Genomic DNA, 26,322 nt, shown 5'->3' with positions numbered 1-26,322 from the left:
AGCCGTTTCGCCCGGTAGAGTCAGGTGGCCTTTTCCTGGAAAAGACCGACGCGCAGATCGGTAGCCTTGTAGATGACCTCACCGTCGGCCTTCATCCAGCCATCGGCGATGCCGAGAACGAGACGGCCGCGCATGACGCGCTTGAAGTCGATGCCGTATTCGACAAGCTTCGTCTTCGGCGTCACCATGCCAGTGAACTTCACCTCGCCGGTAGAGATTGCACGGCCCTTGCCAGGCTCGCCGAGCCAGCCGAGGAAGAAGCCGGTCAGCTGCCACATGGCGTCGAGGCCGAGGCAGCCCGGCATCACGGGATCGCCCATGAAGTGACAGGGGAAGAACCAGAGGTCGGGCGTGATGTCGAATTCGGCGCGAATGAAACCCTTGCCATGCGGTCCACCGTCTTCGGAAATCTGCGTAATGCGATTGAACATCAGCATCGGCGGCAGCGGCAGCTGCGCATTACCCGGGCCGAACATTTCGCCGCGGCCGCAGGTCAGGATTTCCTCATAGGTGAAGCTGGATTGTTTCGTTGTCATCAAAATTCTGTTTCCCCCGCACGTGCCAATGGAGTGAGTGTTTAGTCCAAGTTCCAAGGAAAATGAAGCATAAGCATGGCTAGTTCTACCCCGCCTTTGAACTGACTTGTCGCCTTATTTGGTGGTCGCATACAGGAAGGCCAAGGCCCCGGCCAGACCCAATTGCGTCAAAAGCCCGATTTTCCGGCGTTTCGGTGACCATTGTCCCCATCGGAACTATTGAAAGGCTCCCGCGCAAAAGATATATGGCTTAGGAAACCTGATTGATTGACGCTAGAATAACCGGAGTTCTTCCCTTATGGCGGCTGCAGCCCCGATCGCAATCGAAGCCAGACTGCGCAGCGCAGGCTTGCGACCGACGCGTCAACGCGTTGCGCTCGGCGATCTGCTTTTCGCGAAAGGCGACAGGCATCTGACTGTCGAGGAACTGCACGAGGAAGCAGTTACCGCCGGCGTCCCGGTTTCTCTGGCGACCGTCTACAACACGCTGCACCAGTTTACCGAAGCTGGCATGATCCGTGTTCTCGCCGTCGAGAGCGCCAAGACCTATTTTGACACCAACGTCTCCGACCATCACCACTTCTTTGTAGAAGGCGAAAATGAAGTGCTGGATATTCCGGTCAGCAACTTAACGATCGGCAATCTACCGGAGCCGCCGCAGGGCATGGAAATCGCCCATGTCGACGTTGTAATCCGCCTGCGCCCGAAGCGCTGAAATTCACATGACATCGTCAGGGTGGCGACCGGGCATGTGCCTGTAGGTCGGGAACGTCCATCCGTACCATAATGCGCCGCCGCGTACGGCGAAGGCTGCGACAACGCCAAGGGCGGATGCGCCATAAAGCGGCAGGCCGAGTTCAGTTGCACCGGTAAAGATCCCCGCACCGAAGAGTGCTGCAGTGATGTAGATTTCAGGTCTAAGGAGCACGGAAGGCTCGTTAGCCATCAGATCGCGTAACACGCCCCCGAAGGTTGCCGTCAGTGTCCCTGTCACGATCGCGATTGTCGGCGAGCCTGTCGCAGCAAGTCCCTTCGCCGCACCCATGACGCAATAGGCAGCAAGCCCCACCGCATCGAGCCAGATCAGCAGCCGGTAACGCGACTCCACGAGATGGGCGGTGAAGAAAACCACGATGCCGACCAGACAGCAGATGACGATATAGGCTGGGTTCAGCACCCAGAATACCGGCACGCGGCCAAGCACGATATCGCGCAACGTACCGCCGCCGGTGCCTGTTACCATCGCAAAGAAAAGGAAGCCGATGAGGTCGAGCTGCTTGCGCGAGGCGGCAAGCGCACCCGTCGCGGCAAGAGTGCGATGCCAGCATAATCGAGATAGACGAGCAGAGACATTGATTGGCCCCCAGAGCCGGCAGACGATACTGAACTGAATCACGGTGGCAAGGGCGGCGCAAGGCGGATCGTCCAGAATGGACGCCTGTCAGTGTCCATCCCGACAAAAGAGGAAAGCCGTGAAAGCGCGTCTCATCGTCCTGAACTTCATAGCCCTCCTTGTTTCTCAGTCGGCCTCTGCGCAGCAATCGCTGATCTCGGATCCGGAAATCTACGAGAAGAAGCATTTCACCGAGCAATGTACGAAGGCCGAATTTTCAGACGCTTACATCACGCGCCAGGACATCAACAATGACGGCCTTGTCGACGCCGTGGTCAATGAGGGCGAATTGACCTGCGACGGAAAGAAGGGGCCGCAGTGCAACGACGATGGCTGCACCTATAATTTCTACCTGCAGGTGGCCGAAGGCGGCTATTTCATGATCGCGACGGCGCAGATTTACGGCTACGATTTCATCAAGCGCTTCGGCAATATGGTGCTGGCCATGAAGATGCATCCACGCTTCTGCGATCGCACCGACGGCAGTCCCTGCATCGTAACGGCACGCGTTCGCGGCACGAAGTTTGTCACCATTTCAAAGAAATAGTGGTTCAGCCTGGATATAGCTCGGATGTTCGACCAGCAAAGTAATAGCCGACCAGACCGTACCATTCGCGCACGGCGGTCGCCATGTTCTGGGCATTGAGGCTCGGCTGCGTGAAGTCGATGCCAAGCGCTACATGACCGTCCGTCCGGTAATCCGTCGGCCACGGCACGACATCGATGCCCTGCTTGCGGAAAATGCCGACCGAACGCGGCATGTGATAGCCGGATGTGATCATCAGGCAGTTCGAAAGTCCCTGGCTTGTTAGCAATTCCTTGGTATTAATCGCATTTTCGAAGGTCGTGCGGGATGTTCTGTCTTCGACAAGCCGTCCAGGCGCAATCCCGAAAAGCGGAAAGAAGCGCGCAGAGGCGGCCGCATCGCCTTCATATTTTCCAGAAATCGAGCCGTCCCCGCCGGAAATCAGAATACGCGATTGCGGATATTGCCGCGCCAGCCGCAACGCTTCGATAAAACGGTCCGCACCCGCATTGAACTCGATTCCGTGGCTGGTCGTGTTCACTTCATTTTCAAACGCTCCGCCGAGAACGATCATGCATTGCAAATTATCCGGATCACGGTCCGGCTTTGGAAAACGCAACTCCAGATCCTGGAGGAGGTAATTGCCTGTTGTGGTGAAAAGGATGACGAAGAGCAGCAGCGTGCCGAGCGCCGAGAAAAACAGGGCGAGCCTTCTGAAGCGGAGAACGACGGCAAGGAATGCGAAGAGAATTAGGAAGAACACCAGCGATAGCGGCTGGCCGACGACCCAGACTAACTTCGAGAACAGAAACAACGGTACCCCCATGTCAAAACCAGCCGCATCTTATCCGATTCGATTGTGACGGGGATGACGGACGCATAGCAGGATCGGAACCTTGTGGGCTTTCGGGCATAGGAATGCCGTTGCTTCAAGCAAAGGTCCAAAAGCGTTTACGCCAATCGGCGTGCAACCGCCGCCCGGGCATTTCGCATTGGTTCGGCCGATGGCAAACGCTCCAAACGCTATAACACGATTGCCGTCCTCTTATCTTGTCGATGCTGATGACGGGCGTCGGTCTCCGACATCAGTATCGTCGCCACGCAAGGCGGTGGCCCGCTTGCTTTGGCTGTGTGACCATCCGCATGGCTGCTGTCTTAGGGTGGCGCTTTTCCGGTGCTGTTGCTGGTAAGGCCGGCCTGTCTGGCGCATCGCTTCATTCATCGTTGAATCACAACGAAAAAATACCGGCAAAGCACACGGGCTGCCGGTAGTGTGTATCGCCGCCGCGCAGATCAGGCTCAATCGGATCATCCCCGGATTTGTCTTGCCGCCCGTTTGTGTTCCGTCTTTCGAGCCGCTAGTTTGAGGCCGAATCATCTCCTGGAAGCCATCGCGGACATGTCTGCACTTGAGAATTTCGCCGAAAATCTGCGGCGCCTCTGCCTTGCCAAGGCAGGCAGCATCAGCGCTGCCGCGCGGGGTATGCAGATCGGCCGTTCGCAGATTGAATCCTATCTTCAGGCGCGGCGCGCACCCGGCCGGGCCTCGGTAAAGAAGATCTGCGAATATCTCGGTGTGACCGAGGAAGAGATGTACCAGCGGCCGGTTGCAGTCGATCTGGATCACGGCCGTCCATCGGCGCAACGCATCCTGTCTGCTGCGCGGGATGCGCTGGAACCGCTCCTCTTTGCCGATCCTTCCGCGGGTATCGCACCCGGCATTTATCATGCCTACATGACGATCCCCGGTGCGCCGGAGAGCCTACTTTGTGCCGTTGTCGTGATTGCCAAGCAGGGAAGCGCCACGACTTTCCGGCGTCTAACCAATCGAGCGATCAAGAAGGGCGAATATTGGTCTCGCTTCACCGGCGATCACAAGGGCATTGTGGTCGAGCGGCTCAATTGCCTTTCCTTCGTCGCGGCCAATCAGATTGGTACACAAGAGCCGACGCTGATGCGCCTTCGGTGGCTTCCATTCTCCGAGAAGCTGCTTGGAGGGCACGCCATGATTTTCACGCCCGCTGGACCGTCCTTCAGCGCCGTTGTGATGGTGCCGCTGAGCACGAAGATAAATCTCAGAACGGCGCTGCGCGTCGCGAAAGTCTACCGAACGGCCGATGAGGCCGTTCCGCGGATCGTACGGGACATGATTACCCAGCAGCGTGCCGATTTCATCTCTTCGGTCACACGCGATCTCGGTTAGTTGAGCGACAGCCCGGCTTCGTGAGTCGCGGGCGCGTGATCGACGTTGACGCGGTGCGCCTCGATCAGCGCCATAGACAAGAGGTAGGTCAGCATTGGCTGCCGGGCGCTGCGGCTTTGCGCGATCAGCGTGTTCAGCATGTCGATCGTATAGTCACCGACCCCATCATTCAAAATCAGCGTTTGTTCGGCTTGTGCAGTCTTTTTATGGGCCATCGTGCTTTCTCCGGCGTCTTGTCGAGTTCAGTCGCGCATTATGATTGGCATAATTCACGTTTTTCGGCTAGATATTTCTGTATAAACACAAAAATAACGATTTTAATTCAGAAATTCTCGATTTTTGACTTGAACTGAAGCAATACGCCACTGCGATGTATCAAACTAATATTTGCGAATTAATCGAATATTTTCGGTTGGCGCCTCATTGTTCGGGCTGCGATCAACACCGATTGCTTTCGAACCGAGGAGATGGAGCATGCAAAAGAAGAGCAAGCCGAACCTTAAGGTTACCGTAGCCAAGGCCAAGCCGACTTTTGTCAGCCGCGGCATGATGTTCCGCATCGATTAAGCGATGAGATGCCTGCCGGGCGAATGCGTTGCGGCGGGCATTTTTCTGTGATGCGCTATCGTTCCTCCCGCACGCTCGTCTTCCATAATGATGGTGCCGAGTTCGTAGCCTGTAATTTCCTCACCAAGGCTGTCTTCGAGTGCAGCCCGGACCTTCTGGATTTTCTGCGCGCTGTTGCCGAGTGGAGTGATCGCGCCGCGATCCGCGATCAAGCGCCCGGCCATAGCGAGGACGAACTCGATGAAACGCTTGCGGCGCTTGTCGAGATGTCCGCACTCGTCGTCGAAGGGTCCGAACTTGAGATGCGGGAGAACGCCTTCCGCCAGCATTGGAAGTGGGGCGTGCCCGCCGCCCTGATGCATTTTTGCGTTCAGGATCCCGACTACATGTCCCTTAATGAGGCCGAAGATCTGCAGCGCGATGCGCTCGCAAGCGATGGCGAGATCGAGCTCTACAGCCTCAATTCGGGGCAAGGCGATGTCACTTGGCTATCTGCCGAACCCTCCGGAAATTCCCTGCTGGAGCTGATGGCGAGGCGGCGGACTCAACGAAACGGTCTTACGAGAGCCGTGTCATTGCGCGCGCTCTCCGAAGCGCTTTTCGCGGGCCTTGGGATTACCGGCACTGCACGAAATTCCGTGGTGACGCTGCCGTTGTCGATGACACCGTCCGGGGGCGCGCGCAACCCTTATGAAGCCTATGTTTTTGTGAAGGCGGTCGATGGGCTGGCGCCAGGAATCTATCACTACTCGGCCTTCGAGCATTCGCTGGCAAAGATATCGGACGCTTCGCCTCCTCTCGCCGATCTCGTGGGCGGGCAGGAATGGGCGGATACCATGCCCTGCATGATCGTGCTCGTCGCCCATATGGACCGCAGCATGTGGAAATACAGCGATGCCAACGCCTACCGCGTGGTTTTGATCGAGGCCGGGCACATTGGGCAAAACATCATGCTTTCGGCCACGGCGCACGGCATGACGGCTTGCCCGACCGCGGCTCTGAGCCATACGCGGATCGGCGAATTGCTTGGTCTGCGCAATCCTGCTCATGCGCCGATCTACGCACTGACGCTCGGTTACCCTGACGTAGCGTAAAGTCCAAAAAAAGTCGGTTGAATTTTGCAACTACCGGGTTGAGTTCTGCTCAAGAACCGTCATAGTATCGTTAGGAATTCGTTAATAAATGAGGGAATGCTAGGTGCCGGATCCCGTAGATATCCTCGTCGGTCGCAATGTCAGACAACTCCGCGCCCGCCACCGTGTCTCGCAACTGGAGCTCGGGGAAGCTCTTGGTCTGACGTTCCAGCAAATTCAGAAATACGAAAAAGGCACCAACCGGGTCTCCGCCAGCAAGTTGCACCAGATCGCGGTCTTTCTTGGCGTTGAGATCTCCGCACTCTTTGAGGGCGCGGAAACGTCGCAATTGCCGTCAAAAGTAGCGCTAAGCCCCGAGGCTTATGAACTGGCTGTCAATTATGACAGGCTTCACTCGCCGGCGGGCAAAGAAGCGGTGAAGACCATTCTAACGCTGATGAGCGCGGAAAAGGCTGCCTGACGCTCCGATTGCGGCGCCATAACAAAAGAATATCCCGGTACTATGCCCGCCGCAGGCGGGTTTCTTTTTGTTTCGGGATTCTAATGAAGTTCGCGCTCGTGCAGCGCGACAAGCAAGTCGTCCTGCGTGTGATGCCCGGCATGATAAAGGTCGATCGCGATGCTGGCGATCGAAAGGCCCTGCTGGCTGCGAAGCTTGATGTTGCGCTCGGCACACCAAGTATAAAGTGCGCCGGCAAGGACGTCGACGTCATCCGGCTGAAAGGACAAGGAGGCTGCTGCCGTCATGGAAGTGACCTTCATTTGGTTTGTTCCCCAGAATTATGACGGTAGTAGTGCTGCCATTTCAGAAGGTTGCAAGCGGCATCCGCAGCCTGCGTTAACGCAGGACGTATTGCCGGTTTTCTCTGTTTCAAATTGGAACAGAATTGGCCGGCACCACGGAGCGGTTCTGATTCGTATGGTTTTGAGACATGCACGCCATGTGTCGGGCGGCGGTCTATTGTCTATCGGGTGCCACGAACGAAGACTCCGGCTGGACGGCGGGCTTCCGGGTCCTGATCGGCAGCGTCGATCGGGACCTCGATGATGGTCAACGCGGTGCCTGACGTGCTGCAGCCGGACGACAACACTGCCTCCCGGGCGAGGGACGGCCTCCGTGCCGCCGGAAGCGATGATCTCTCGTGTGGGGTGGCGTCCGCATGCCAGGCTGACAATGCATCGGCATATTCGGGCCAGGCGCAATCATGATACCGATGCGAGGGCGGCACTACAGCTACCACTGGAACGGAACGCGCGTGGATTTCGTGCGCCAGCACGACACCGGACTCGTGCTGGCGGTAAGCTAATTGGGGCTACCGTGGTCGGTTGAAGGGCGGCGCTGAGCCTGCGAACGGGAGATTCCAACGCTGCCTCCTAAGCTCCGATCACGCCAGCCTAGGGATCATCCGATCATCGACTATGACTGGCGGGCTCCCGGATTTCGGGCCACCGGGCTCAATCATCGCAAGGACGAGATCATTGAAATCGTCGCTGCCGCATCTTTAAAGATATCAGCGCAGAAGATCGCTCAGCCGCAATGAGCGCACTGACATTGGCACTATAGCCTATCAAAAGTCCGAGGAACTCGATGGCGCTATTGTCGTTACATATCAGGCAGACATCGCAATGGGAGTTTCCAGATGACGATCAGGTCTGTTTTCGTAACAATCTTCATATTGACAGCCAGCGGCGCAAGTGGTGCCGATACAGTTGTGGGAACCTGGAAGACGGAAACCGGCGAGACATCGGTGATCGACCATTGCGGAGCGAATTATTGCATTGTGGCAAAGAGCGGGCGATATGCGGGACAGCAGATCGGTTTCTTTTCAGGCAGGGCGGATACATATACCGGCCGGCTCACAGACCCGCGGACCAAGACAACCTATAGCGGCAGGCTCACTGTATCAGGAAACAGCCTCAAACTCCGGGGCTGCGCAACGAGCGTATTGTGCAAGACCCAGACTTGGACCCGCCTGAAACTGAGATAGCCCTATCATCGTTTTGTTGAGCATCATCGTGGCGCTGGACGGGGCGATTGTCTCCAAGCGCCCGTATCGTTTCTTTCGCCATCCGAACTATGTTGTCGAGATGGGCGAGATCGCGGCTCCCACTCGGTTTTGCCAATTCACGCACTTCTGTTCTCCATCGCCAATTGCAATCATTGTGACCATTCGCGTCAAGGCCGAGAATGCCGCACTTGCAGGATTGTCCCATGCCGAACCGGCTTGAGTCTGAACTTACCGATCGCCGCCAGACCGTCATCTGGATCGGTTTCTTCGCCATGTGCATCGGCATGTTTATGGCGATCTTGGATGTGCAAGTTGTGGCGACGTCGTTGCCAACGATCCAGTCTGCTCTCGACATCGATCCTGAGCAGATGAGCTGGATTCAGACCGTCTATCTGATTGCCGAGGTAGTCGCCATCCCGTTAACCGGGTTCCTGACGCGGTTTCTCACCATGCGATGGCTGTTCGTGACGTCGCTGGTACTTTTCGTGATCGCGTCCGCGGGGTGTGCGATCAGCGGTGGCTTCAGCGAACTCGTCGCCTGGCGGGTTCTGCAGGGCTTCTCGGGCGGAACGCTAATACCCTCTGTCTTCTCGGCGGTGTTCATTCTGTTTCCAAACGAGCGCCAAGCCCTTGCCACGACCATCGCTGGCGTTCTTGCCGTCCTTGCCCCGACCGTCGGGCCGATTGTCGGCGGCTGGCTGACAGAGACCTACTCCTGGCATTGGCTTTTCTTGATCAATATCATTCCTGGATTTCTTGCGGCTCTCGTCGCAATGCGATCGCTTCCTCGAGAGCGCGTCGACGTCTTGGAACTTCGCGGGCTTGACGGGGTGGGATTGGCCACAATGGCCGTCGCTCTGATTACGCTGGAGCTTGGATTGAAGGAAGCGCCTACGAGCGGCTGGATGTCAGTCTATGACAGTGGTCTGTTCGCCGTCTCAGCCCTATCAGCATCGGCATTCATATGGCGATCGCTCCATCGAGCCCGTCCGTTGGTAGAGCTTCACAATTTCCAAGATCGAAACTTTATGGTGGGCTCGACGCTAAGCTTCATCCTCGGCTTCGGTCTATTCGGGTCTGTCTATCTGATGCCTGTGTTTCTGGCCTTTGTCAGAGGACATAACGCATTCGAAATCGGTATGACAATGCTCGTAACGGGCATCGCGCAATTGTGTACAGCGCCAATTGCTGTTGCGCTCGAGAAGCGAATGGATCCCCGCCTGCTGTCGGCGGCCGGCTTCGCGCTCTTTGCAATCGGCATCGGTATGAGTGCTTCACAAGACCCTCGCTCAGATTATGACGCAATGTTCTGGCCACAGATCATAAGAGGCGTCTCCATCATGTTTTGCCTTCTGCCGCCGACCCGTCTGGCGCTCGGCACACTGCCGCCCGAGCGTGTTCCAGACGCAAGTGGACTGTTCAATTTGATGCGAAACCTTGGCGGCGCAATTGGGATCGCGCTCATCGATACCATCCTATATACCCGCTCGGAGCCGCTTGGACAAAAGCTCTGGGATCGCTTGCAGGCAGGGGATCTGGAGGCTGCCGAGTTCATCGGCGCATCGGCACAGATCGTTGCCGGTCACACTGGCGCTTTTGATGCTGACACGACAGCAATATTGAACCCCCTTGTCCAGACAGGGGCAACCGTCCAAGCGCTCAACGAAGCGTGGATGATGGTCGCAATCATCACGGCATGCGCGGTCATATGCCTCCCTTTTGCAAAGCCTGTTTTGCCGACGCAGTCCTGATCGCGGTCGCGCGTAATGCGCGCACATCAGGTCCATGGAGCCGGCGGTGAGCACGGGGTCAGCAATCGCGGATACGGACCCCCGATTCTGATTTTTGTCATGAGCGGGCACCTGAAGGGTTCTTTCAGAACGGGAGGCACTATACGACCTGAGGGGTCAGCCGCTGCGTCTGACTACCCAACCAAGACTGCACCGGAGCATGATGCCGTGAACTGGCATCGGAAGGAGCGTTTCCTCGGCTAACATGAGCGATTCATGTCCGGGCGAGCCCTTCCAGGGCATGAAAAAAGCCGGGATGGAAACCCCGGCTTTCGAACTGTGCTGTATTTGCACGCCCGTCCTTATCCTTCGAAAAATTCCTTCATGCGCGCAAAGAAGCCCGTCGATTCTGGATTGTTCTCTTTCGAGGAAAGCTGCTCGAATTCCTGGAGCAGTTCGCGCTGCCGCTTCGAGAGCTTTTGTGGCGTCTCGATCTGGATCTGGATGTAGAGATCGCCCGTCTGGCTGGAACGCAGCACCGGCATGCCCTTGCCCTTGAGGCGGAACTGCTTGCCGGCCTGTGTGCCCTCCGGAACGGTGACGCGCGACTTCGTGCCGTCGAGCGTCGCCACATCGAAAGTGCCGCCGAGCGCTGCCGTCGTCATCGAGATCGGAACGGCGCAATAGAGGTCGGCTCCATCGCGCTGATAGAATTCGTGCGGCTTCACCGACAGGAAGATATAGAGATCGCCCGCCGGTCCGCCGCGCATGCCGGCCTCGCCTTCGCCCTGCAAGCGGATGCGCGTGCCGTCTTCGATACCGGCCGGAATATTGACCGAGAGCGAACGCTCTTCGGTTACGCGGCCCTGGCCATGGCACTTCGGACATGGATCGGGAATGATCTGGCCGCGCCCATGACAGGTCGGGCAGGTTCGTTCGATCGAGAAAAAGCCCTGCGCCGCGCGAACGCGGCCGGAGCCCTGACAGGTGCCGCAGGTTTTCGGTTGCGTGCCGGGCTTGGCGCCAGAACCCGAGCACATATCGCAGGTGATCGAGGTTGGAACACGAATCTGCGCTGTCTTGCCGGAGAACGCCTCTTCCAGCGAAATTTCCATATTGTAGCGAAGGTCGGCACCACGCTCGCGTCCGCCGGATGAGCGCTGCCGTCCCCGGCCACCACCCATCATCTCGCCGAATATGTCTTCGAAGATGTCGGAGAAGCCGCCGCCACCGGCGAAGCCTGCACCTCCGCCGAAGCCGCCAGCACCCATGCCGCCATGCTCGAAGGCTGCGTGACCATAACGGTCGTAGGCAGCACGCTTCTGCGGGTCCTTCAGCGTTTCATAGGCTTCGTTGATTTCCTTGAATTTGATTTCGGCGCTCTTATCGTCCGGGTTCTTGTCCGGATGATATTTCATTGCCAGTTTGCGGAAGGCGCTTTTCAGCTCTTTTTCATCCGCCGTTTTGGCGACGCCCAGAGTTTCGTAAAAGTCCGCTTTTGCCAATTTAAACCCCGGAAATGGATTTCCGGCTGCCCTCGGGCAGCCGGATTGCAGTGTTTAGCATAACCGCTTCGCCGCGGATTATGCGGACTTCTTGCGGTCGTCGTCCTTGACCTCTTCATAGTCGGCATCAACGACATTGTCATCGCCTGCCGAAGCATCTGCCGTACCGGCTTCCGCCTGCTGGGCTTCGTAGATTGCCTGACCGAGCTTCATGGACACTTCCATGAGGGTCTGCGTCTTCGCCTTGATGTCCTCGGCATCCGGGTCGGTCGCCTCAGCTGCAGACTTCAGAGCCGCAATCGCATCGGAGATCGCGGTGCGGTCGGCCTCGGAAACCTTGTCACCGTAATCCTTCAGCGATTTTTCCGTCGAGTGAACCAGGCTTTCGGCCTGGTTCTTGGCCTCTACGGTTTCGCGGCGCTTCTTGTCTTCCGCGGCATGCGATTCTGCATCCTTGACCATCTTTTCGATATCGGCGTCCGAAAGGCCGCCGGAAGCCTGGATGCGGATCTGCTGTTCCTTGCCGGTTCCCTTGTCCTTGGCCGAAACCTGCACGATGCCGTTCGCGTCGATATCGAAGGTAACTTCAATCTGCGGAACGCCGCGCGGCGCCGGCGGCAGGCCGACGAGGTCGAACTGGCCAAGCAGCTTGTTGTCGGCAGCCATTTCGCGCTCGCCCTGCGAAACACGGATGGTGACGGCCTGCTGGTTGTCATCGGCAGTCGAGAAAGTTTGCGACTTCTTGGTCGGGATCGTCGTGTTGCGCTCGATCAGACGGGTGAAGACGCCACCCAGGGTTTCGATGCCCAGCGACAGCGGGGTCACGTCGAGCAGCAGAACATCCTTGACGTCGCCTTGCAGAACGCCGGCCTGGATGGCAGCGCCGAGCGCAACGACTTCATCGGGATTGACGCCCTTGTGCGGCTCCTTGCCGAACAGCTGCTTGACGACTTCCTGAACCTTCGGCATGCGGCTCATACCACCGACGAGAACGACTTCATCGATCTCAGCAGGGGTGACGCCGGCATCCTTGAGGGCTGCCTTGCACGGCGCGATCGTGCGCTGCACGAGGTCATCGACGAGGCTTTCAAGCTTGGCGCGCGTCAGCTTCAGTGTGAGGTGCTTCGGGCCGGAAGCGTCAGCCGTGATGAAGGGCAGGTTGATTTCGGTCTGCTGCGAGGACGAGAGCTCGATCTTGGCCTTTTCGGCAGCTTCCTTCAGGCGCTGCAGTGCGAGCTTGTCGTTCTTGAGGTCGATGCCGTTGTCCTTCTTGAACTCTGCAACGAGGTATTCGACGAGACGCATGTCGAAGTCTTCACCGCCGAGGAAGGTGTCTCCGTTGGTGGACTTCACTTCGAAGACGCCGTCACCGATCTCGAGGATCGAAATATCGAAGGTACCGCCGCCAAGGTCGTAGACGGCAATCGTCTTGCCTTCCTTTTTGTCAAGCCCGTAAGCGAGGGCCGCTGCGGTCGGCTCGTTGATGATACGCAGAACCTCAAGACCCGCGATCTTGCCAGCATCCTTGGTTGCCTGGCGCTGCGCATCGTTAAAGTATGCCGGAACCGTGATGACGGCCTTCTCGACCTTTTCACCGAGGTAGGATTCAGCCGTTTCCTTCATCTTCTGAAGGATCATTGCGGAGACCTGCGCGGGCGAATAGCCCTTGCCATTGGCTTCGACCCAAGCATCACCGTTGTCGCCCTTCGAAATACTGAAAGGGACAAGACCCTTGTCCTTCTCGACGGTCGGATCTTCGTAACGGCGGCCGATCAGGCGCTTGACAGCAAAGAGCGTATTCGTCGGATTGGTGACGGCCTGACGTTTTGCCGGCTGGCCGACAAGGCGTTCGCCGTCGTCGGTAAATGCTACCATGGAAGGAGTCGTACGCGCGCCTTCCGCGTTCTCAATGACCTTCGCGTCCTTGCCGTCCATGACAGCGACGCAGGAATTTGTCGTTCCGAGGTCGATACCAATTACTTTTGCCATGTCATTTACTCCTTGAAGCAAGCTGTCGGAACCCCGAGAAGGCATTTCCCTGACAGCCCCTTACGGGATGTGGGTCTTCGGAATTAACGCAATCGTGATTGCGGTGATGCGGCGTATATAAGGAGCGGTTTTCTTGACTGCAAGGCGAGAATGAGCCCGAAATCCAGCAAAACGAACGTGTTGCATTCACTTTCTACAGTGGGCGAAAAAAGTCCGCCTTGCTTCGCGTCTCCGCGGACTTGCCAAAGCCGGCTTGCACCGAGCATGAGGCGGCTGCGATCATTGGCCCATGATCAGGTCAAGCAGCGTGGTGCGGCGCGGCTGGACGGAAGAGGTGGCCGCAGGGCTGCCGACATCTCCCGGTGGAATCGGTCCGCCAGGGAGCGCCACGGCCTGTTGCTGCTGGCCGGGCGCCGGTGGAAACGTGGTTTGCGCCTCCGTGCCGCTCCCACCTCCGAAAACGCCGGAAATGATGCCGCCGATCGTTGTCGGTTGCTCCTGCATCGGCTGCGGTTCAGCCTGCGCCATCGGCTGATTGCCGAAACCATTCGGGTCCGCAATGAACTGGCCGTTTCCGAAAAGCGGAGCTGGAGAAAGACCCTTGTGCGCGGCAATCATGAATTCCTGCCATGCTTTCGCAGGCAGGCCGCCGCCGGTAACCTTCCTCATCGGCGTGCCGTCGTCATTGCCGAACCAGACGCCGGTCGTCAGATTGCTGGTGAAACCGACGAAGAGCGCATCGCGCGAATTCTGGGTCGTGCCCGTCTTGCCGGCCGCCTGCCAGCCAGGAATTTTGGCGCTTTTGCCAGTGCCGGTCTCGATCGTGCCCATCATCATGGCATTCATGTTGGCGGCGACCGTTTCAGAAACAACGCGCGGCGGGTTGTCATAGGTGTTCTCATAGAGAACCTTGCCCTCGGCGGTCGTCACCCGGCGGATCACATGCGGGGTTGCCTTATAGCCGCCGTTCATGAAGGCGGCGTAGGAAGCGGTGAGCTCCGTGAGCGACACTTCAGACGTGCCAAGCGCGATCGAGGCATTCGGCTGCAGCTCGGTCTCGATGCCTAGTCGGTGCGCAAGCTTGACCACCTGCTCCGGCCCGTCATACATGACGAGCTGAGCGGCGACGGTATTCAACGACTTGGCAAGCGCGGTCGCAAGTGTCACCTCGCCATTGTATTTCTTTTCGTAATTTTCAGGCGTCCAGTTGCCGATGCGAATCGGTGCGTCGTTGAAGACGGAATAGGGCGTCAGGCCCTTTTCGAGTGCGGCGGCATAAACGAAAGGTTTGAAAGAGGAGCCGGGCTGGCGCTTTGCCTTGACCGCGCGGTTGAACTGGCTTTCGGCATAATCCCTGCCGCCGACAAGCGCCCGGATCGCGCCAGTCCCGTCGATCGAGACGAGGGCGGCCTGGGACGCATCGAGCTTTGCGCCGTCCTTGCCGAGAATGTCGTTGAGCGACTGCTCGGCCTTCTTTTCCAGCCCCTTGTCGATCGTCGTATCGACGATGAGGTCCTCTTTCACCTCGCCGACCAGCCCGGGTAGCTCGTCCATGACCATGTCGGCCACATATTGACCAGCCCCCGACCAGTAGCTCTTCGCCTTGGACGGCGTCTGCGTCATCGCCGTTTTCACCTCGTTGTCGGTGATATAGCCCTGGTCGCGCATGGCCTGCAGTACGACCTGGGCACGGGCGTTTGCGGCGTCTGGATCGCGGGCCGGAGAGAGGCGCGACGGCGCCTTGACGAGACCGGCGAGCAAAGCCGCTTCCCCGAGGTTCACGTCACGCGCGGACTTGTTGAAATAGCGGCGGGCGGCCGCCTCGACGCCGTATGCATTCGAGCCGTAGAAGACGCGGTTCAGATACATCGCAAGGATCTGATCCTTCGTATATTTCTGCTCTAGCCAGAACGAGAGCAGCACTTCCTGCACCTTGCGCTCCAGAGTGCGATCCGGTGACAGGAAGAGGTTCTTCGCGAGCTGCTGCGTCAAGGTGGAGCCACCCTGAATCGGCTGGCCCGTCAGGTTGTTGACGACGGCGCGGGCAAGCCCCATTGGGTCGACGCCGAAATGGGAGTAGAAGCGCTTGTCTTCTATCGCGATGATCGCTTCAGGGATGTAGGGCGACATCTGATCGAGCGATAGCGCCTCGCCGCCGGTGGCGCCGCGATTGGCAATCACGCTACCATCGACAGATGTGATCTTGACGTTCGGCGGCCGGTCAGGGATCGCCCAGGTGCTGGCGCTCGGCATGCGCGAGCCGTAGTAGAAAACCAGCCCAGCTGCGCCGATGCCGGCCCAGATACCAAGAACGATGCACCAGTAGACCAGGCGGCGGATGAAGCTGAAAAGACCGCCATCCAGGCGTTCCGGCGGCTCGCGTCTGTTGCGCCTTTTCCTGTCGGGTGCGCGGGTTCGAGTTGCCTCCGAGGAAGAACGTTTGGTGCCGCGTCGGCCCGCGATACGATCGTCGTCATCGAGCGAGAAATCGTCGTCGTCTTCAAAGCGGCTACGGCCGCTGAAGGACGGTTCGATTCTATCGCGTGATCTGCCCCTACCTGCCATCGTGATCCGGCCGCACCCCATATGTCGCAAGCGCTCTTTGCGCAATCCTCCGGGTGGACTTTAAATACGGCGATTTAAGGGGTGGTTAAGACTACCGGTAAGCGGTCCCGCAGGCGCGCTTCAGCCCTGCCGTTTGCGCATGGCTGCCATTCGTTGCGGCTGTCACGAAAGTGACATATATCGCGCCACCTTACGCCGAAGAAAAAAGCAATAAGCATAGTAACTAGGCATTTAATATGAGCATTGACCTTAAGAGAATAGACGAGACCTGTCTTCGCGAGATCTGGAGCATCCATGAGTTTGCCCGGCAGCATCGGCTGAGCAAGATGGAGGAAAGCCGCTTGAAAATGCTGCACGGTCCGTTTGCAGAGATGCGTGAACTCGTGGCAGGCTGTGATCGAAGAGCTTCTGTTTGGTAATTTGGAACCTTTAGCTGTTCCGCTAGTTTCCTCAAAAGCGGGACAGCCCTCAAGTCCCGTTATGGATCGGTCGTTTCCCCTCAACACGGCCGATCGAAATCAGGCCCGGCGCCTCCGTCTTGGAGCGTCGGGCTTTTTCTATGCAGCCTATCGCAAAAGAAAGGGCGGCATCTCTGCCGCCCCTGGGTCGCGTTAGTTCCGGCACCCCGGATCGCCCGGTTGGCAGGCGCCTCGCTGCGGCCTGCGGCGGTCATTGTCACCACCGCCGCGGTTACGATTGTCGTCGCCACGGACGCGACTATTGCCATCATCGCCTCCACGTTCGAAACGCCGGCGGTCATTGTCACCACCGCGGCGGTTACGATTGTCGTCGCCGCGGACGCGATTATTGCCATCGTCGTCTCCACGCTCGAAGTTCCGGCGGTCGCGGTCGCGGTCACGGTCGCGGCGGTTACGATTGTCGTCGCCACGAACGCGACTGCCATCATCGCCTCGACGTTCGAAGTTCCGGCGGTCGCTGTCCCGGTCGCTGCGGTTACGGTTGTCGTCGCCGCGGCGGATGACGCGATTGCCCTCATCGTCTCGGCGTTCGAAGTTCCGGCGATCGCGATCGCCGCCGCGCAGATCACGGTCAAAGTCCGGCCGCCTATCGACATTGGGCCTACGGTCGGGCGCGCGATCGAAATCCGGCAGGCGATCCCGACGATCGTCAAAGTCACGGCGTCTTTCACGGCGATCCGAGTCGCGATAGAAGTCCGGTCCGCGGCGCCAGCGATCGCGGTCGCGATAGAAGTCACGGTCGCGGTAGTAACGATCCCAATAGTTGCCGAAGCTGAAGACAACGACGGGAATACCGAGCGGGCGATAATATTCAGGCCCGACATAAACGCGGCGCTGTTGATAAAGTGCCTGGATATATCCGCCGTGCACCCAGCCACGGCCGCCGTAGAACTCCACGTCGCACCATGGCATGTCGGCAAGACAGCCGTAGATTTCGATGGATTCGCCGGCCGGAATTACGGTGACCGCCGGATATGCTGTGCTTGGGCCGGCCCGCATATTAACGTTCGTCGTCGCGAAGCCTTCTGCCGCCTGAGCGATCGCCGGAGCAAACAGGAGCATACCGGTCGCGGCAATTTTCAAGAGGGTGCGTTTCACGTTTTCAACTCCCTGGGAGGCAGCGTCATGCCACATCCGGTATTTGTTTTTACTCCGGTTTCTGCCGGTTCCGGGCATAGTCGAAGGCTTGCCGACTTTTGTTAGCCGGCAACCATTCGTCTTGTCTTTCAATGGTTTATAGCGCGTGTTGCATGAACGCAGCTTGAACGGAGAAGTCTAGGCTCTAGGCCATGAAAGTGCCGGAGCAACTTCCGATATGGCGCACAACACGTCGCAGCCAAGTAGATGCTGTGCGCGCCTTAAGCGTTTGCCAGTTTCCATCATTTCGACTGCGGGGCGCCTTAACGGCGTGTTAACCTTTCGGGACCAATCTTAGCTGCAAAGTCCGCTTTTTCCTTGACCACGGATGTACTGGCATTGAAGCGAGGCGGATGATGAAGGCCGGTTTATCCGGCCTTTGTTTTTTGTCTGAATGCGTACCCCGCGTAAATCATCGCGAGGCACGCTTTTTTTGTTCAAGCGGCCAATGCGCCGAGGATGCGCACCCAGGAGCGGATGCCCTTGTGGTAGGAGGCGAGTTCGTATTTCTCGTTGGGCGAATGGATCCGGTCATCTGCGAGGCCGAAGCCGACGAGCAGCGATTCCATGCCGAGCATTCTCTGGAAATCGCCGACGATCGGGATCGAGCCGCCCATGCCGATAACGACGGCGGGCTTGGGCCATTCGTCGGAAAGCGCGTTCTTCGCCTTCGTGATTACTGGAGAATCATAGGCAAGGTGAATTGCCGGCGAAGCGCCATGGGGATGGAACTCGACCGAGCAATCGGCGGGAATCTTCGAGCGGACATAGTTTCGGAACGTCTCTCGAATCTTTGCCGGATCCTGTTTGCCGACGAGGCGGAAGGAAACCTTGGCCGACGCCTTGGCGGCAATCACTGTCTTGAAACCTTCGCCGGTATAGCCGCCCCATATGCCGTTTACTTCAGCCGTGGGGCGCGCCCAGGTGAGTTCCAGAACGGAGCGGCCTTTTTCACCCGACGGCACCGAAAGGCCGACTTGGCCCAGTAAGTCCTCAGCGGTCTGGCCGAGCTTTTCCCATGACGCCTTGACGTTTGCAGGCGTTTCCTCGACGCCCTCATAGAAATTCTCGAGAGTTATGCGGCCGGTTTCGTCGTGGAGACCGGCAAGCGCTGTTGTAAGGACATGGATCGGATTCGCTGCCGCGCCGCCGAAAAGCCCGGAATGCAGATCGCGGTCGGCCGCCGTAACGACGACTTCTTCACCGACAAGGCCGCGAAGGGCAGCAGCAATCGCCGGGGTCTCGCGGTCCCACATGCCGGTATCGCAGACAAGCGCATAGTCAGCCTTCAGTTCTGCCGCATTTGCCTCCAGAAAGGGCTTGAGCGACGGCGAGCCGGATTCCTCTTCGCCCTCGAAAAGGATGGTGATGCGGCAAGGAAGCGCGCCGTTGACCTCTTTATAGGCCCGGCAAGCTTCGACGAAGGTCATGAGCTGGCCCTTGTCGTCGGAGGTGCCGCGGCCAGTCAGGATCTTGCGGCCATTGCCGATGTCCTTGACGGCGGGTTCGAAGGGATCGTTTTCCCAAAGCTCGATTGGATCGATCGGTTGAACGTCGTAGTGGCCGTAGAACAGCACGTGCGGCACATCCGCGCTGGCACCGGCATGATGCGCGACGACCATGGGGTGTCCGGGAGTATCGCGAACGGAAGCTTCGAAACCCAGTGTCTTCAAATAGGCGACCAGCCATTCGGCAGCCGTGCGGCACTCGGCTTTGTACGCCGGGTCAGTCGAGATCGATTTGATACGCAGCAACTCGAACAATCTGTCCAGGCTTGAACCGAGGTTCTGATCGGCGCGCGAAAGCACCGGGGTTACGTCTGTCATTTCTGACTCCTTTAGAGATTCGGCCGGACGATAGACCAAAGGCGGGGACGTTTCGAGGAAGAAAAATCGAAACAAGGTAGGGCGTCGTCGGTCAGATTTTCTTGGCGTTTTCGAGGAGGCGGCGGATATATTCCAGCATCAGTTCGCGTTCGAAGGTCTTGAAGCCTTGGAAAAGCGCCAGATCGGCTTCACGTGCGATCTTGACCGCTTCATCTTCGATGGCCCGCGCATTGGGCGTCAGGAAGATCAGTTGCGCTCGCTTGTCTGAAGGATGGGGACGGCGCTCGATGAGGCCATCGCGCGCCATACGCGCAAGCGTATTTGCCATCGTCGCCTGTTCGATATCGACGCGTTCGAGCAATTGCTTCTGCGTGAGGCCGTCTTCCGCCCAAAGTTCGAGAAGGATCGGGAATTGCCCGGGAGAAAAACCAAGTCCCGCCGCACGCTGCTGCAGCGAGCGGGCAAAACCCTTGGCCAACTGGCTGGCAAGGTATGCTCCCGAATCCATCCTGTTAAATCCCATGATTGCAGTTAGGCTCAAAAACTGACGCGAAACAATGCAACAAATCGCATGCGATGGATCAAAACTTGTCCGTTAGCTTCATAAATGTGCATCTTCGCCAAAAAACAAAGCCGCCATGGCCTGGAGGTTGGCCATGGCGGCTTGAAAATGGGGACAAAGGCCCGGAGAGGGGGATAAGGCCTTTGTCCAAGCCTGATGCGGCGGGGGACAAGCCGGTAATCAGACCCTCGGCGCGATCAAACGCCGGTAGAGCTGATTTGTGACCGGGAATGTGGTTTTTCAAGGGAAGCAGGCCGAGCCGACAATTACAAATTGGTAACAGTTCGGTGAAGCATTGTTCCCGCGCCCTCCGGCGATCATTCCAGAAGAACGCAAGGTTCCATCCGGCAATCAAATTGGTGATGCCTCCAAAGGCGCAGATCAGCGCAATGATGCCAAGTGCCTCGTAAGGGCCGACGGATATTAAAAAAGGTGGAAAGAAGTAAACGTTCAGCAGCTGAAATCCAGCCTCGGTAGCGAAGCTTCGCGTGCGATCGAGGCGCTGCGGAAAAAAGCTCCCAGACCCTTACCCGCCAGCAGCAACACCGGCGCGAAGTGCACTTTTGCGAAAGACAGTCGTAAGGCCGTCCCCCAGTGCGTAGGAGCTGGCAAGGACGACCGCCATGAGAGCAGGCGGTATGGCACACAGGCGGCAGCGAACCCGCGCGTTTCCACAGTTCGAAGGCCTGGGTCAGCAATAAATAATACCGCAAGCTGCATGTGCAATGGACGTTTTCATCCCGCCACGCTATCCATGCAGCCATGAAAAAAGGCGATCATCTTTTCCTTATCGACGGTTCAGGTTTCATCTTCCGGGCGTTTCACGCCCTGCCGCCACTGACGCGCAAGTCCGACGGCTTGCCGGTCGGCGCAGTCTCTGGCTTCTGCAATATGCTCTGGAAGCTGCTGACCGATGCGCGTGACACCTCCGTCGGCGTCACGCCGACGCATCTTGCGGTTATCTTCGACTACTCGGCAAAGACCTTCCGCAAGGATTTGTATGATGCCTACAAGGCCAATCGCTCTGCACCGCCTGATGAGCTGATACCGCAATTCGGGCTGATCCGCGAGGCGACGCGCGCCTTCAACCTGCCCTGCATCGAGACCGAGGGGTTCGAGGCCGACGATATCATCGCTACCTATGCCCGGCAGGCGGAAGCGACCGGCGCCGATGTGACGATCGTCTCCTCCGACAAGGATCTGATGCAGCTCGTGACGCCGAACGTCCACATGTACGACAGCATGAAGGACAAGCAGATTGGCATCCCGGACGTCATCGAGAAATGGGGCGTACCGCCCGAAAAGATGATCGACCTGCAGGCTATGACCGGCGATTCGGTCGATAATGTCCCGGGTATTCCCGGTATCGGACCGAAGACCGCCGCGCAGCTTCTTGCAGAATACGGCGATCTCGACACGTTGCTGGACCGCGCGCATGAGATCAAGCAGGAAAAGCGCCGCCAGGCGATTCTCGAGAATGCCGACAAGGCCAGGCTCTCGCGCGAATTGGTTCGGCTGCGATCTGATGTGCCGCTGGTGCTTGATCTGGACGACCTCGTTCTCGAAGTACAGAACGGCCCGAAGCTGATCGGCTTCCTGAAGGCGCTGCAATTCACGACGTTGACGCGCCGTGTGGCGGAGGCGTGTAACTGCGATGCCAGTGTCATCGAGGCGGCCGACGTAAAAGTCGAGTGGGGTACTGCTGCGCACGGCCCCGATCTCGATGCCGTTGAACCGGAGCCGGTTGCGGGCGGCATCCCGGATGTCGGGGGCGCTGCCGTTCCGATTCCCGTCAAGGCCAAGCCCGCCGGCAAAGGATTTGCACCCGCCGAACTTGCCAAGGCGCGCGCCGAAGCCTTTGCAGCGCTGCCATTTGATCATTCTAGCTACGTGACGATCCGCGATCTCGCGACACTCGACAAATGGATTGGCGATGCGCGGGCAACCGGTCTGGTTGCCTTCGATACCGAAACCACTTCGCTTGATGCGATGCAGGCGGAGCTGGTCGGTTTCTCGATGGCGATTGCCGATAACGACAAGGACCCGGCGGGCGTCAAGACCCGCGCCGCCTATCTCCCGATCGGCCATAAGAACGGTGTCGGCGATCTCCTTGGCGGCGGACTTGCGGACAATCAGATACCGATGCGGGACGCGCTGGCGCGGCTGAAGTCGCTGCTCGAAGACGAATCCGTCCTCAAGGTCGCGCAGAACCTGAAATATGATTATCTGCTGATGAAGCGATATGGGGTCGAGACAAAGAGCTTCGACGATACGATGCTGATGTCCTACGTGCTCGACGCCGGCACCGGGGCGCACGGGATGGGCTCGCTCTCAGAGAAATTTCTCGGCCATAAGCCGATTGCCTACAAGGATATCGCAGGAAGCGGCAGGGCGAATGTGACGTTCGACCTTGTCGATATCGACCGTGCTACGCATTACGCTGCTGAAGACGCCGATGTGACATTGCGGCTCTGGATGGTGCTGAAGCCACGACTTGCCGCAGCAAAGCTGACGGCTGTCTACGAGCGTCTGGAGCGCCCGCTACTGCCGGTCCTGGCGCGCATGGAAGAACGCGGCATCACGGTCGACCGTCAGATCCTGTCCCGCCTTTCCGGGGAACTGGCACAAGGCGCTGCGCGCCTGGAGGACGAAATCTATGCGCTGGCGGGTGAGAAGTTCACGATCGGCTCGCCGAAGCAGCTTGGCGACATCCTCTTCGGCAAGCTGGGGCTTGCTGGGGGCAGCAAGACAAAGACCGGGCAATGGTCGACTTCGGCAAGCGTGCTGGAAGATCTTGCCGCTGCGGGTTTCGAGCTGCCGCGCAAGATCGTCGATTGGCGCCAACTGACTAAGCTGAAATCCACCTATACCGATGCGCTGCCGGGTTACGTGCATCCGCAGACGAAGCGCGTCCACACCTCCTATTCGCTGGCTTCGACGACGACAGGGCGTCTTTCGTCGTCCGAGCCTAACCTGCAGAACATTCCGGTGCGGACGCTGGAAGGCCGCAAAATCCGCACCGCTTTCATCTCCACGCCCGGGCATAAGCTGATCTCGGCCGATTACAGCCAGATCGAACTGCGCGTGCTCGCGCATGTCGCGGAAATTCCCCAGCTGACCCAGGCTTTTGCCGAAGGCATCGATATTCACGCCATGACGGCCTCCGAAATGTTCGGCGTTCCCGTCGATGGCATGCCGGCCGAAGTGCGCCGCCGCGCCAAGGCGATCAACTTCGGCATCATCTACGGCATTTCGGCCTTTGGCCTCGCCAACCAGCTCTCGATCGAGCGCTCGGAAGCGGGTGACTACATCAAGAAATATTTCGAGCGCTTCCCCGGCATTCGCGACTATATGGACAGCCGCAAACAGATGGCGCGCGACAAGGGCTATGTCGAAACGATCTTCGGGCGGCGAATCAACTATCCGGAAATCCGCTCCTCCAATCCTTCGGTGCGCGCCTTCAACGAGCGGGCTGCGATCAACGCACCGATCCAGGGCTCGGCAGCCGATGTCATCCGCCGGGCAATGATCAAGATCGAACCGGCACTCGCCGAAGCCGGCCTTGCGGATCGGGTGCGCATGCTGCTGCAGGTGCATGATGAACTCATCTTCGAAGTCGAGGATACCGACGTCGAAAAGGCGATGCCGATCATTGTTTCCGTGATGGAAAACGCTGCCATGCCGGCGCTTGAAATGCGCGTGCCGTTGAAGGTGGATGCGCGCGCCGCCACCAATTGGGACCAAGCGCACTGAGCGCTTCGTCCTTCCGGCCTCAAAGATTTTTCTCGATGACTTAACTCATTGGCGGTTCTGCGTTTTTGGTTCGGAGGGTGTGTCGTTTAGATGCGGCTGGAAGGAACTTGTTAACCTTCATTTTCTAATCCGGTTGGGTCAGAAATTGAGTGAGTAGCGGGTCGCATGCGTTTTCCCAGAACGAATTTGACGGATGCCGGTGATTTTTCCTCGGAAATAGACGTACAGCATGCGGGCGATGACATGAATGTCGCTCCGGCAGCGCCGGTTTGGCAGAGTAATTTCTCGCTTGCACCGAACGTGCGTTTTACCCGCACGCCGGAAAACCTGATCAGTAAACGCCGGCCGACGGCCGAATCGGAACCGCCGTTTCGCGAGGAGATCGTCAGCGAAGGGCCGGCTGTTGATGTCGAACCAAGCGCCCCGATGATGGTTGACGTGCCGTTCGACATCTATCTGCCGGAAGCCGGTCCATCCGTGCCCGAGATCGATCATCCCAAACATGTCGCCGAAATTCAGGTCGAGCCGGAATATCGCGCTTCGTCCGAGTTGACCGGCATTTCCGATTTCGCCTTTTGGGAAGTCATGGCCTTCGAGGAAGCGACTGCGGCCCCGATTGCCCTCCCAGTTGCTTGCCTGCCGAAGGTTGAGGTCACGCCGGAATCGATCATCTCACACTTCCGCGTAATGGAATGGCGCCCGGGAGGGAGACCGCCGAAGCCCGACGCACCCGCCACGGCCACGGCCGCTCCAGCGCCCATAAGGTCGATATCGAACGTGGCTCCGGCAGCCCGACCGGCCGCCGCACCGGTGACCGCGAAAACCCAGCCGATCGCGCCGATGCCGGTTCGCGTGCAGGCCCCTGCACCCCTGGCGCCCGCACCGCGGGCTGTAACGCAGAAGACAATCCCGGCGAATATCGATCCATCCGGTTACGAGTTTCCGCCGCGCTCCCTGCTGCAGGAACCACCGGAGCGTTTTGGCGAGATCATGCCGCAGGAAACGCTTGAGCAGAATGCCGGGCTGCTGGAAAGTGTGCTGGAGGACTTCGGCATCAAGGGCGAGATCATTCATGTCCGCCCGGGTCCGGTCGTAACGCTTTACGAATTCGAACCTGCACCCGGAGTGAAGTCGTCGCGCGTCATCGGCCTTGCCGACGATATAGCCCGCTCCATGTCGGCGCTGTCGGCCCGTGTCGCCGTCGTGCCCGGCCGCAATGTCATCGGCATCGAATTGCCGAACGTGATGCGCGAGACGGTCTATTTCCGCGAGATGATCGAGAGCCAGGATTTCGAAAAAAGCGGCTACAAGCTGGCGCTCGGCCTCGGCAAGACGATCGGCGGGGAGCCGGTGATCGCCGAGCTTGCGAAGATGCCGCACCTGCTGGTGGCCGGCACCACCGGCTCCGGCAAATCCGTCGCCATCAACACGATGATCCTCTCACTGCTCTATCGCATGACACCGGAGCAGTGCCGTCTCATCATGGTCGATCCGAAGATGCTGGAACTGTCCGTCTATGACGGCATTCCGCACCTATTGACGCCGGTCGTCACCGATCCGAAGAAGGCCGTGATGGCGCTGAAATGGGCGGTGCGCGAGATGGAGGAGCGCTACCGCAAAATGTCGCGCCTCGGCGTGCGCAACATCGACGGCTACAACGGCCGTGTCGCGCAGGCCCGCGAAAAGGGCGAGACGGTCCACATCATGGTCCAGACCGGTTTCGACAAGGGCACAGGTGCGCCGATCGAAGAGCAGCAGGAAATGGACCTGACGCCGATGCCCTATATCGTCGTCATCGTCGATGAAATGGCCGACCTCATGATGGTCGCCGGCAAGGAGATCGAGGGCGCGATCCAGCGCCTGGCCCAGATGGCGCGCGCCGCCGGCATCCATCTCATCATGGCGACACAGCGTCCGTCGGTCGATGTCATCACCGGAACCATCAAGGCGAATTTCCCGACGCGCATCTCCTTCCAGGTCACATCGAAGATCGACAGCCGCACGATCCTTGGCGAGCAAGGCGCCGAGCAGCTGCTCGGCCAGGGCGACATGCTGCACATGCAAGGTGGCGGCAGGATTTCCCGTGTGCACGGCCCGTTCGTCTCCGACCTCGAAGTCGAAAAGGTCGTCGCGCATCTAAAGACGCAGGGCCGGCCGGAATATCTGGAGACGGTCACGGCTGACGAAGAGGAGGATGCCGAGCCGGAAGAGGGCGCCGTCTTCGACAAGAGCGCGATCGCATCCGAGGATGGCAACGAGCTTTACGATCAGGCGGTCAAGGTCGTGCTGCGCGACAAGAAGTGCTCGACCTCCTACATCCAGCGCCGCCTCGGCATTGGCTACAACCGTGCGGCATCGCTTGTAGAGCGCATGGAAAAGGAAGGCCTCGTCGGTCCCGCGAACCATGTCGGCAAACGTGAGATCGTGTCGGGGCGTGAAGAGTGAAGC

The 26,322-nt window shown here is 58.6% G+C and carries 19 protein-coding genes and 3 pseudogenes; 11 read left to right on the top strand and 11 right to left on the bottom strand.

The genetic code is table 11. The annotated features are described in order from the left end of the window. Positions 1–20 precede the first annotated feature (20 nt). Positions 21–536 carry a 3-hydroxyacyl-[acyl-carrier-protein] dehydratase FabA gene (fabA, locus tag BLP23_RS07040; protein WP_092584095.1) on the bottom strand — a complete coding sequence of 172 codons (516 nt, stop codon included), beginning with the start codon at positions 534–536 and terminating at the stop codon, positions 21–23. Between the two features lie 298 nt (positions 537–834). Here fabA and irrA point away from each other — a divergent pair, with 298 nt between their 5' ends. Continuing rightward, positions 835–1,251 (top strand): iron response transcriptional regulator IrrA, encoded by a 417-nt coding sequence (gene irrA / locus BLP23_RS07035; protein WP_092584094.1) that lies wholly within the window; start codon positions 835–837, stop codon positions 1,249–1,251. Positions 1,252–1,254: 3 nt separating this feature from the next. Here irrA and BLP23_RS07030 read toward each other — a convergent pair. Further along, positions 1,255–1,889: pseudogene (locus BLP23_RS07030) on the bottom strand (trimeric intracellular cation channel family protein). A 77-nt stretch (positions 1,890–1,966) separates the two neighbouring features. Here BLP23_RS07030 and BLP23_RS07025 point away from each other — a divergent pair. Continuing rightward, the gene (locus tag BLP23_RS07025) at positions 1,967–2,476 is read left to right on the top strand and encodes a hypothetical protein (protein WP_092584093.1); all 510 of its coding nucleotides are present in this window, start codon (positions 1,967–1,969) and stop codon (positions 2,474–2,476) included. Between the two features lie 4 nt (positions 2,477–2,480). On the opposite strand, the gene BLP23_RS07020 is transcribed toward BLP23_RS07025, so the two are convergent. Then, entirely contained in the window at positions 2,481–3,269 is a 789-nt protein-coding gene (locus BLP23_RS07020) for a YdcF family protein (protein WP_092584092.1), read from the bottom strand. A gap of 585 nt (positions 3,270–3,854) precedes the next feature. On the opposite strand from BLP23_RS07020, the gene BLP23_RS07015 reads away from it, so the two are divergent. Continuing rightward, complete coding sequence (locus tag BLP23_RS07015; protein ID WP_092584091.1) at positions 3,855–4,658, top strand: helix-turn-helix domain-containing protein; 804 nt, start codon at positions 3,855–3,857, stop codon at positions 4,656–4,658. On the opposite strand, the gene BLP23_RS07010 is transcribed toward BLP23_RS07015, so the two are convergent. Beyond that, entirely contained in the window at positions 4,655–4,873 is a 219-nt protein-coding gene (locus BLP23_RS07010; RefSeq protein ID WP_092584090.1) for a hypothetical protein, read from the bottom strand. The two genes, BLP23_RS07015 and BLP23_RS07010, sit on opposite strands and share 4 nt — an antisense overlap. Before the next feature lie 402 nt (positions 4,874–5,275). On the opposite strand from BLP23_RS07010, the gene BLP23_RS07005 reads away from it, so the two are divergent. Then, complete coding sequence (locus tag BLP23_RS07005) at positions 5,276–6,319, top strand: SagB/ThcOx family dehydrogenase (RefSeq protein ID WP_092584315.1); 1,044 nt, start codon at positions 5,276–5,278, stop codon at positions 6,317–6,319. Positions 6,320–6,422: 103 nt separating this feature from the next. After that, complete coding sequence (locus BLP23_RS07000; RefSeq protein ID WP_092584089.1) at positions 6,423–6,779, top strand: helix-turn-helix domain-containing protein; 357 nt, start codon at positions 6,423–6,425, stop codon at positions 6,777–6,779. Between the two features lie 80 nt (positions 6,780–6,859). Here the strand turns inward: BLP23_RS07000 and BLP23_RS06995 are convergent, their stop codons facing one another. Next, positions 6,860–7,066 (bottom strand): hypothetical protein, encoded by a 207-nt coding sequence (locus BLP23_RS06995; protein ID WP_039843519.1) that lies wholly within the window; start codon positions 7,064–7,066, stop codon positions 6,860–6,862. 227 nt (positions 7,067–7,293) lie between these two features. Here BLP23_RS06995 and BLP23_RS06990 point away from each other — a divergent pair. From BLP23_RS06990 to BLP23_RS06975, 4 genes and pseudogenes are all read left to right on the top strand, one after another. Continuing rightward, positions 7,294–7,626 (top strand): annotated as a pseudogene (locus tag BLP23_RS06990) (RES family NAD+ phosphorylase); the annotation flags it as partial. A gap of 333 nt (positions 7,627–7,959) precedes the next feature. After that, positions 7,960–8,307: a DUF2147 domain-containing protein gene (locus BLP23_RS06985; protein WP_092584088.1), complete on the top strand. Its 348-nt coding sequence runs from the start codon at positions 7,960–7,962 to the stop codon at positions 8,305–8,307. A 28-nt stretch (positions 8,308–8,335) separates the two neighbouring features. Beyond that, complete coding sequence (locus BLP23_RS35205) at positions 8,336–8,548, top strand: isoprenylcysteine carboxylmethyltransferase family protein (protein WP_407691769.1); 213 nt, start codon at positions 8,336–8,338, stop codon at positions 8,546–8,548. Beyond that, complete coding sequence (locus BLP23_RS06975) at positions 8,532–10,079, top strand: DHA2 family efflux MFS transporter permease subunit (RefSeq protein ID WP_092584086.1); 1,548 nt, start codon at positions 8,532–8,534, stop codon at positions 10,077–10,079. The genes BLP23_RS35205 and BLP23_RS06975 overlap by 17 nt, the downstream gene beginning before the upstream one ends. A gap of 341 nt (positions 10,080–10,420) precedes the next feature. Here BLP23_RS06975 and dnaJ read toward each other — a convergent pair whose 3' ends face one another. From dnaJ to BLP23_RS06940, 6 genes and pseudogenes are all read right to left on the bottom strand, one after another. After that, positions 10,421–11,563 (bottom strand): molecular chaperone DnaJ, encoded by a 1,143-nt coding sequence (gene dnaJ / locus BLP23_RS06970; RefSeq protein ID WP_092584085.1) that lies wholly within the window; start codon positions 11,561–11,563, stop codon positions 10,421–10,423. Between the two features lie 78 nt (positions 11,564–11,641). Continuing rightward, positions 11,642–13,552: a molecular chaperone DnaK gene (dnaK, locus tag BLP23_RS06965; RefSeq protein ID WP_028739374.1), complete on the bottom strand. Its 1,911-nt coding sequence runs from the start codon at positions 13,550–13,552 to the stop codon at positions 11,642–11,644. Positions 13,553–13,831: 279 nt separating this feature from the next. Continuing rightward, positions 13,832–16,117: a transglycosylase domain-containing protein gene (locus BLP23_RS06960; protein WP_092584314.1), complete on the bottom strand. Its 2,286-nt coding sequence runs from the start codon at positions 16,115–16,117 to the stop codon at positions 13,832–13,834. A 914-nt stretch (positions 16,118–17,031) separates the two neighbouring features. Next, a pseudogene (locus BLP23_RS06950) lies at positions 17,032–17,694 on the bottom strand (SH3 domain-containing protein); the annotation flags it as partial. 476 nt (positions 17,695–18,170) lie between these two features. Next, positions 18,171–19,559, bottom strand: a complete 1,389-nt coding sequence (locus tag BLP23_RS06945; RefSeq protein WP_092584083.1) for a M20/M25/M40 family metallo-hydrolase — start codon at positions 19,557–19,559, stop codon at positions 18,171–18,173. A 91-nt stretch (positions 19,560–19,650) separates the two neighbouring features. Continuing rightward, positions 19,651–20,067: a MarR family winged helix-turn-helix transcriptional regulator gene (locus BLP23_RS06940; protein WP_022713262.1), complete on the bottom strand. Its 417-nt coding sequence runs from the start codon at positions 20,065–20,067 to the stop codon at positions 19,651–19,653. Positions 20,068–20,883: 816 nt separating this feature from the next. On the opposite strand from BLP23_RS06940, the gene polA reads away from it, so the two are divergent. Both polA and BLP23_RS06925 read left to right on the top strand, forming a co-directional pair. Beyond that, on the top strand, positions 20,884–23,874 hold the full coding sequence (gene polA, locus BLP23_RS06930) for a DNA polymerase I (protein WP_092584082.1): 2,991 nt from the start codon (positions 20,884–20,886) through the stop codon (positions 23,872–23,874). Between the two features lie 165 nt (positions 23,875–24,039). Continuing rightward, positions 24,040–26,319, top strand: a complete 2,280-nt coding sequence (locus BLP23_RS06925) for a DNA translocase FtsK (RefSeq protein WP_092584081.1) — start codon at positions 24,040–24,042, stop codon at positions 26,317–26,319. Positions 26,320–26,322 lie beyond the last annotated feature (3 nt).

Source organism: Rhizobium mongolense subsp. loessense (assembly GCF_900099775.1).
Lineage (GTDB): Bacteria > Pseudomonadota > Alphaproteobacteria > Rhizobiales > Rhizobiaceae > Rhizobium > Rhizobium loessense.
Note: the sequence above shows the minus strand (reverse complement) of the source record. Positions and strands in the feature narration are given on the sequence as shown.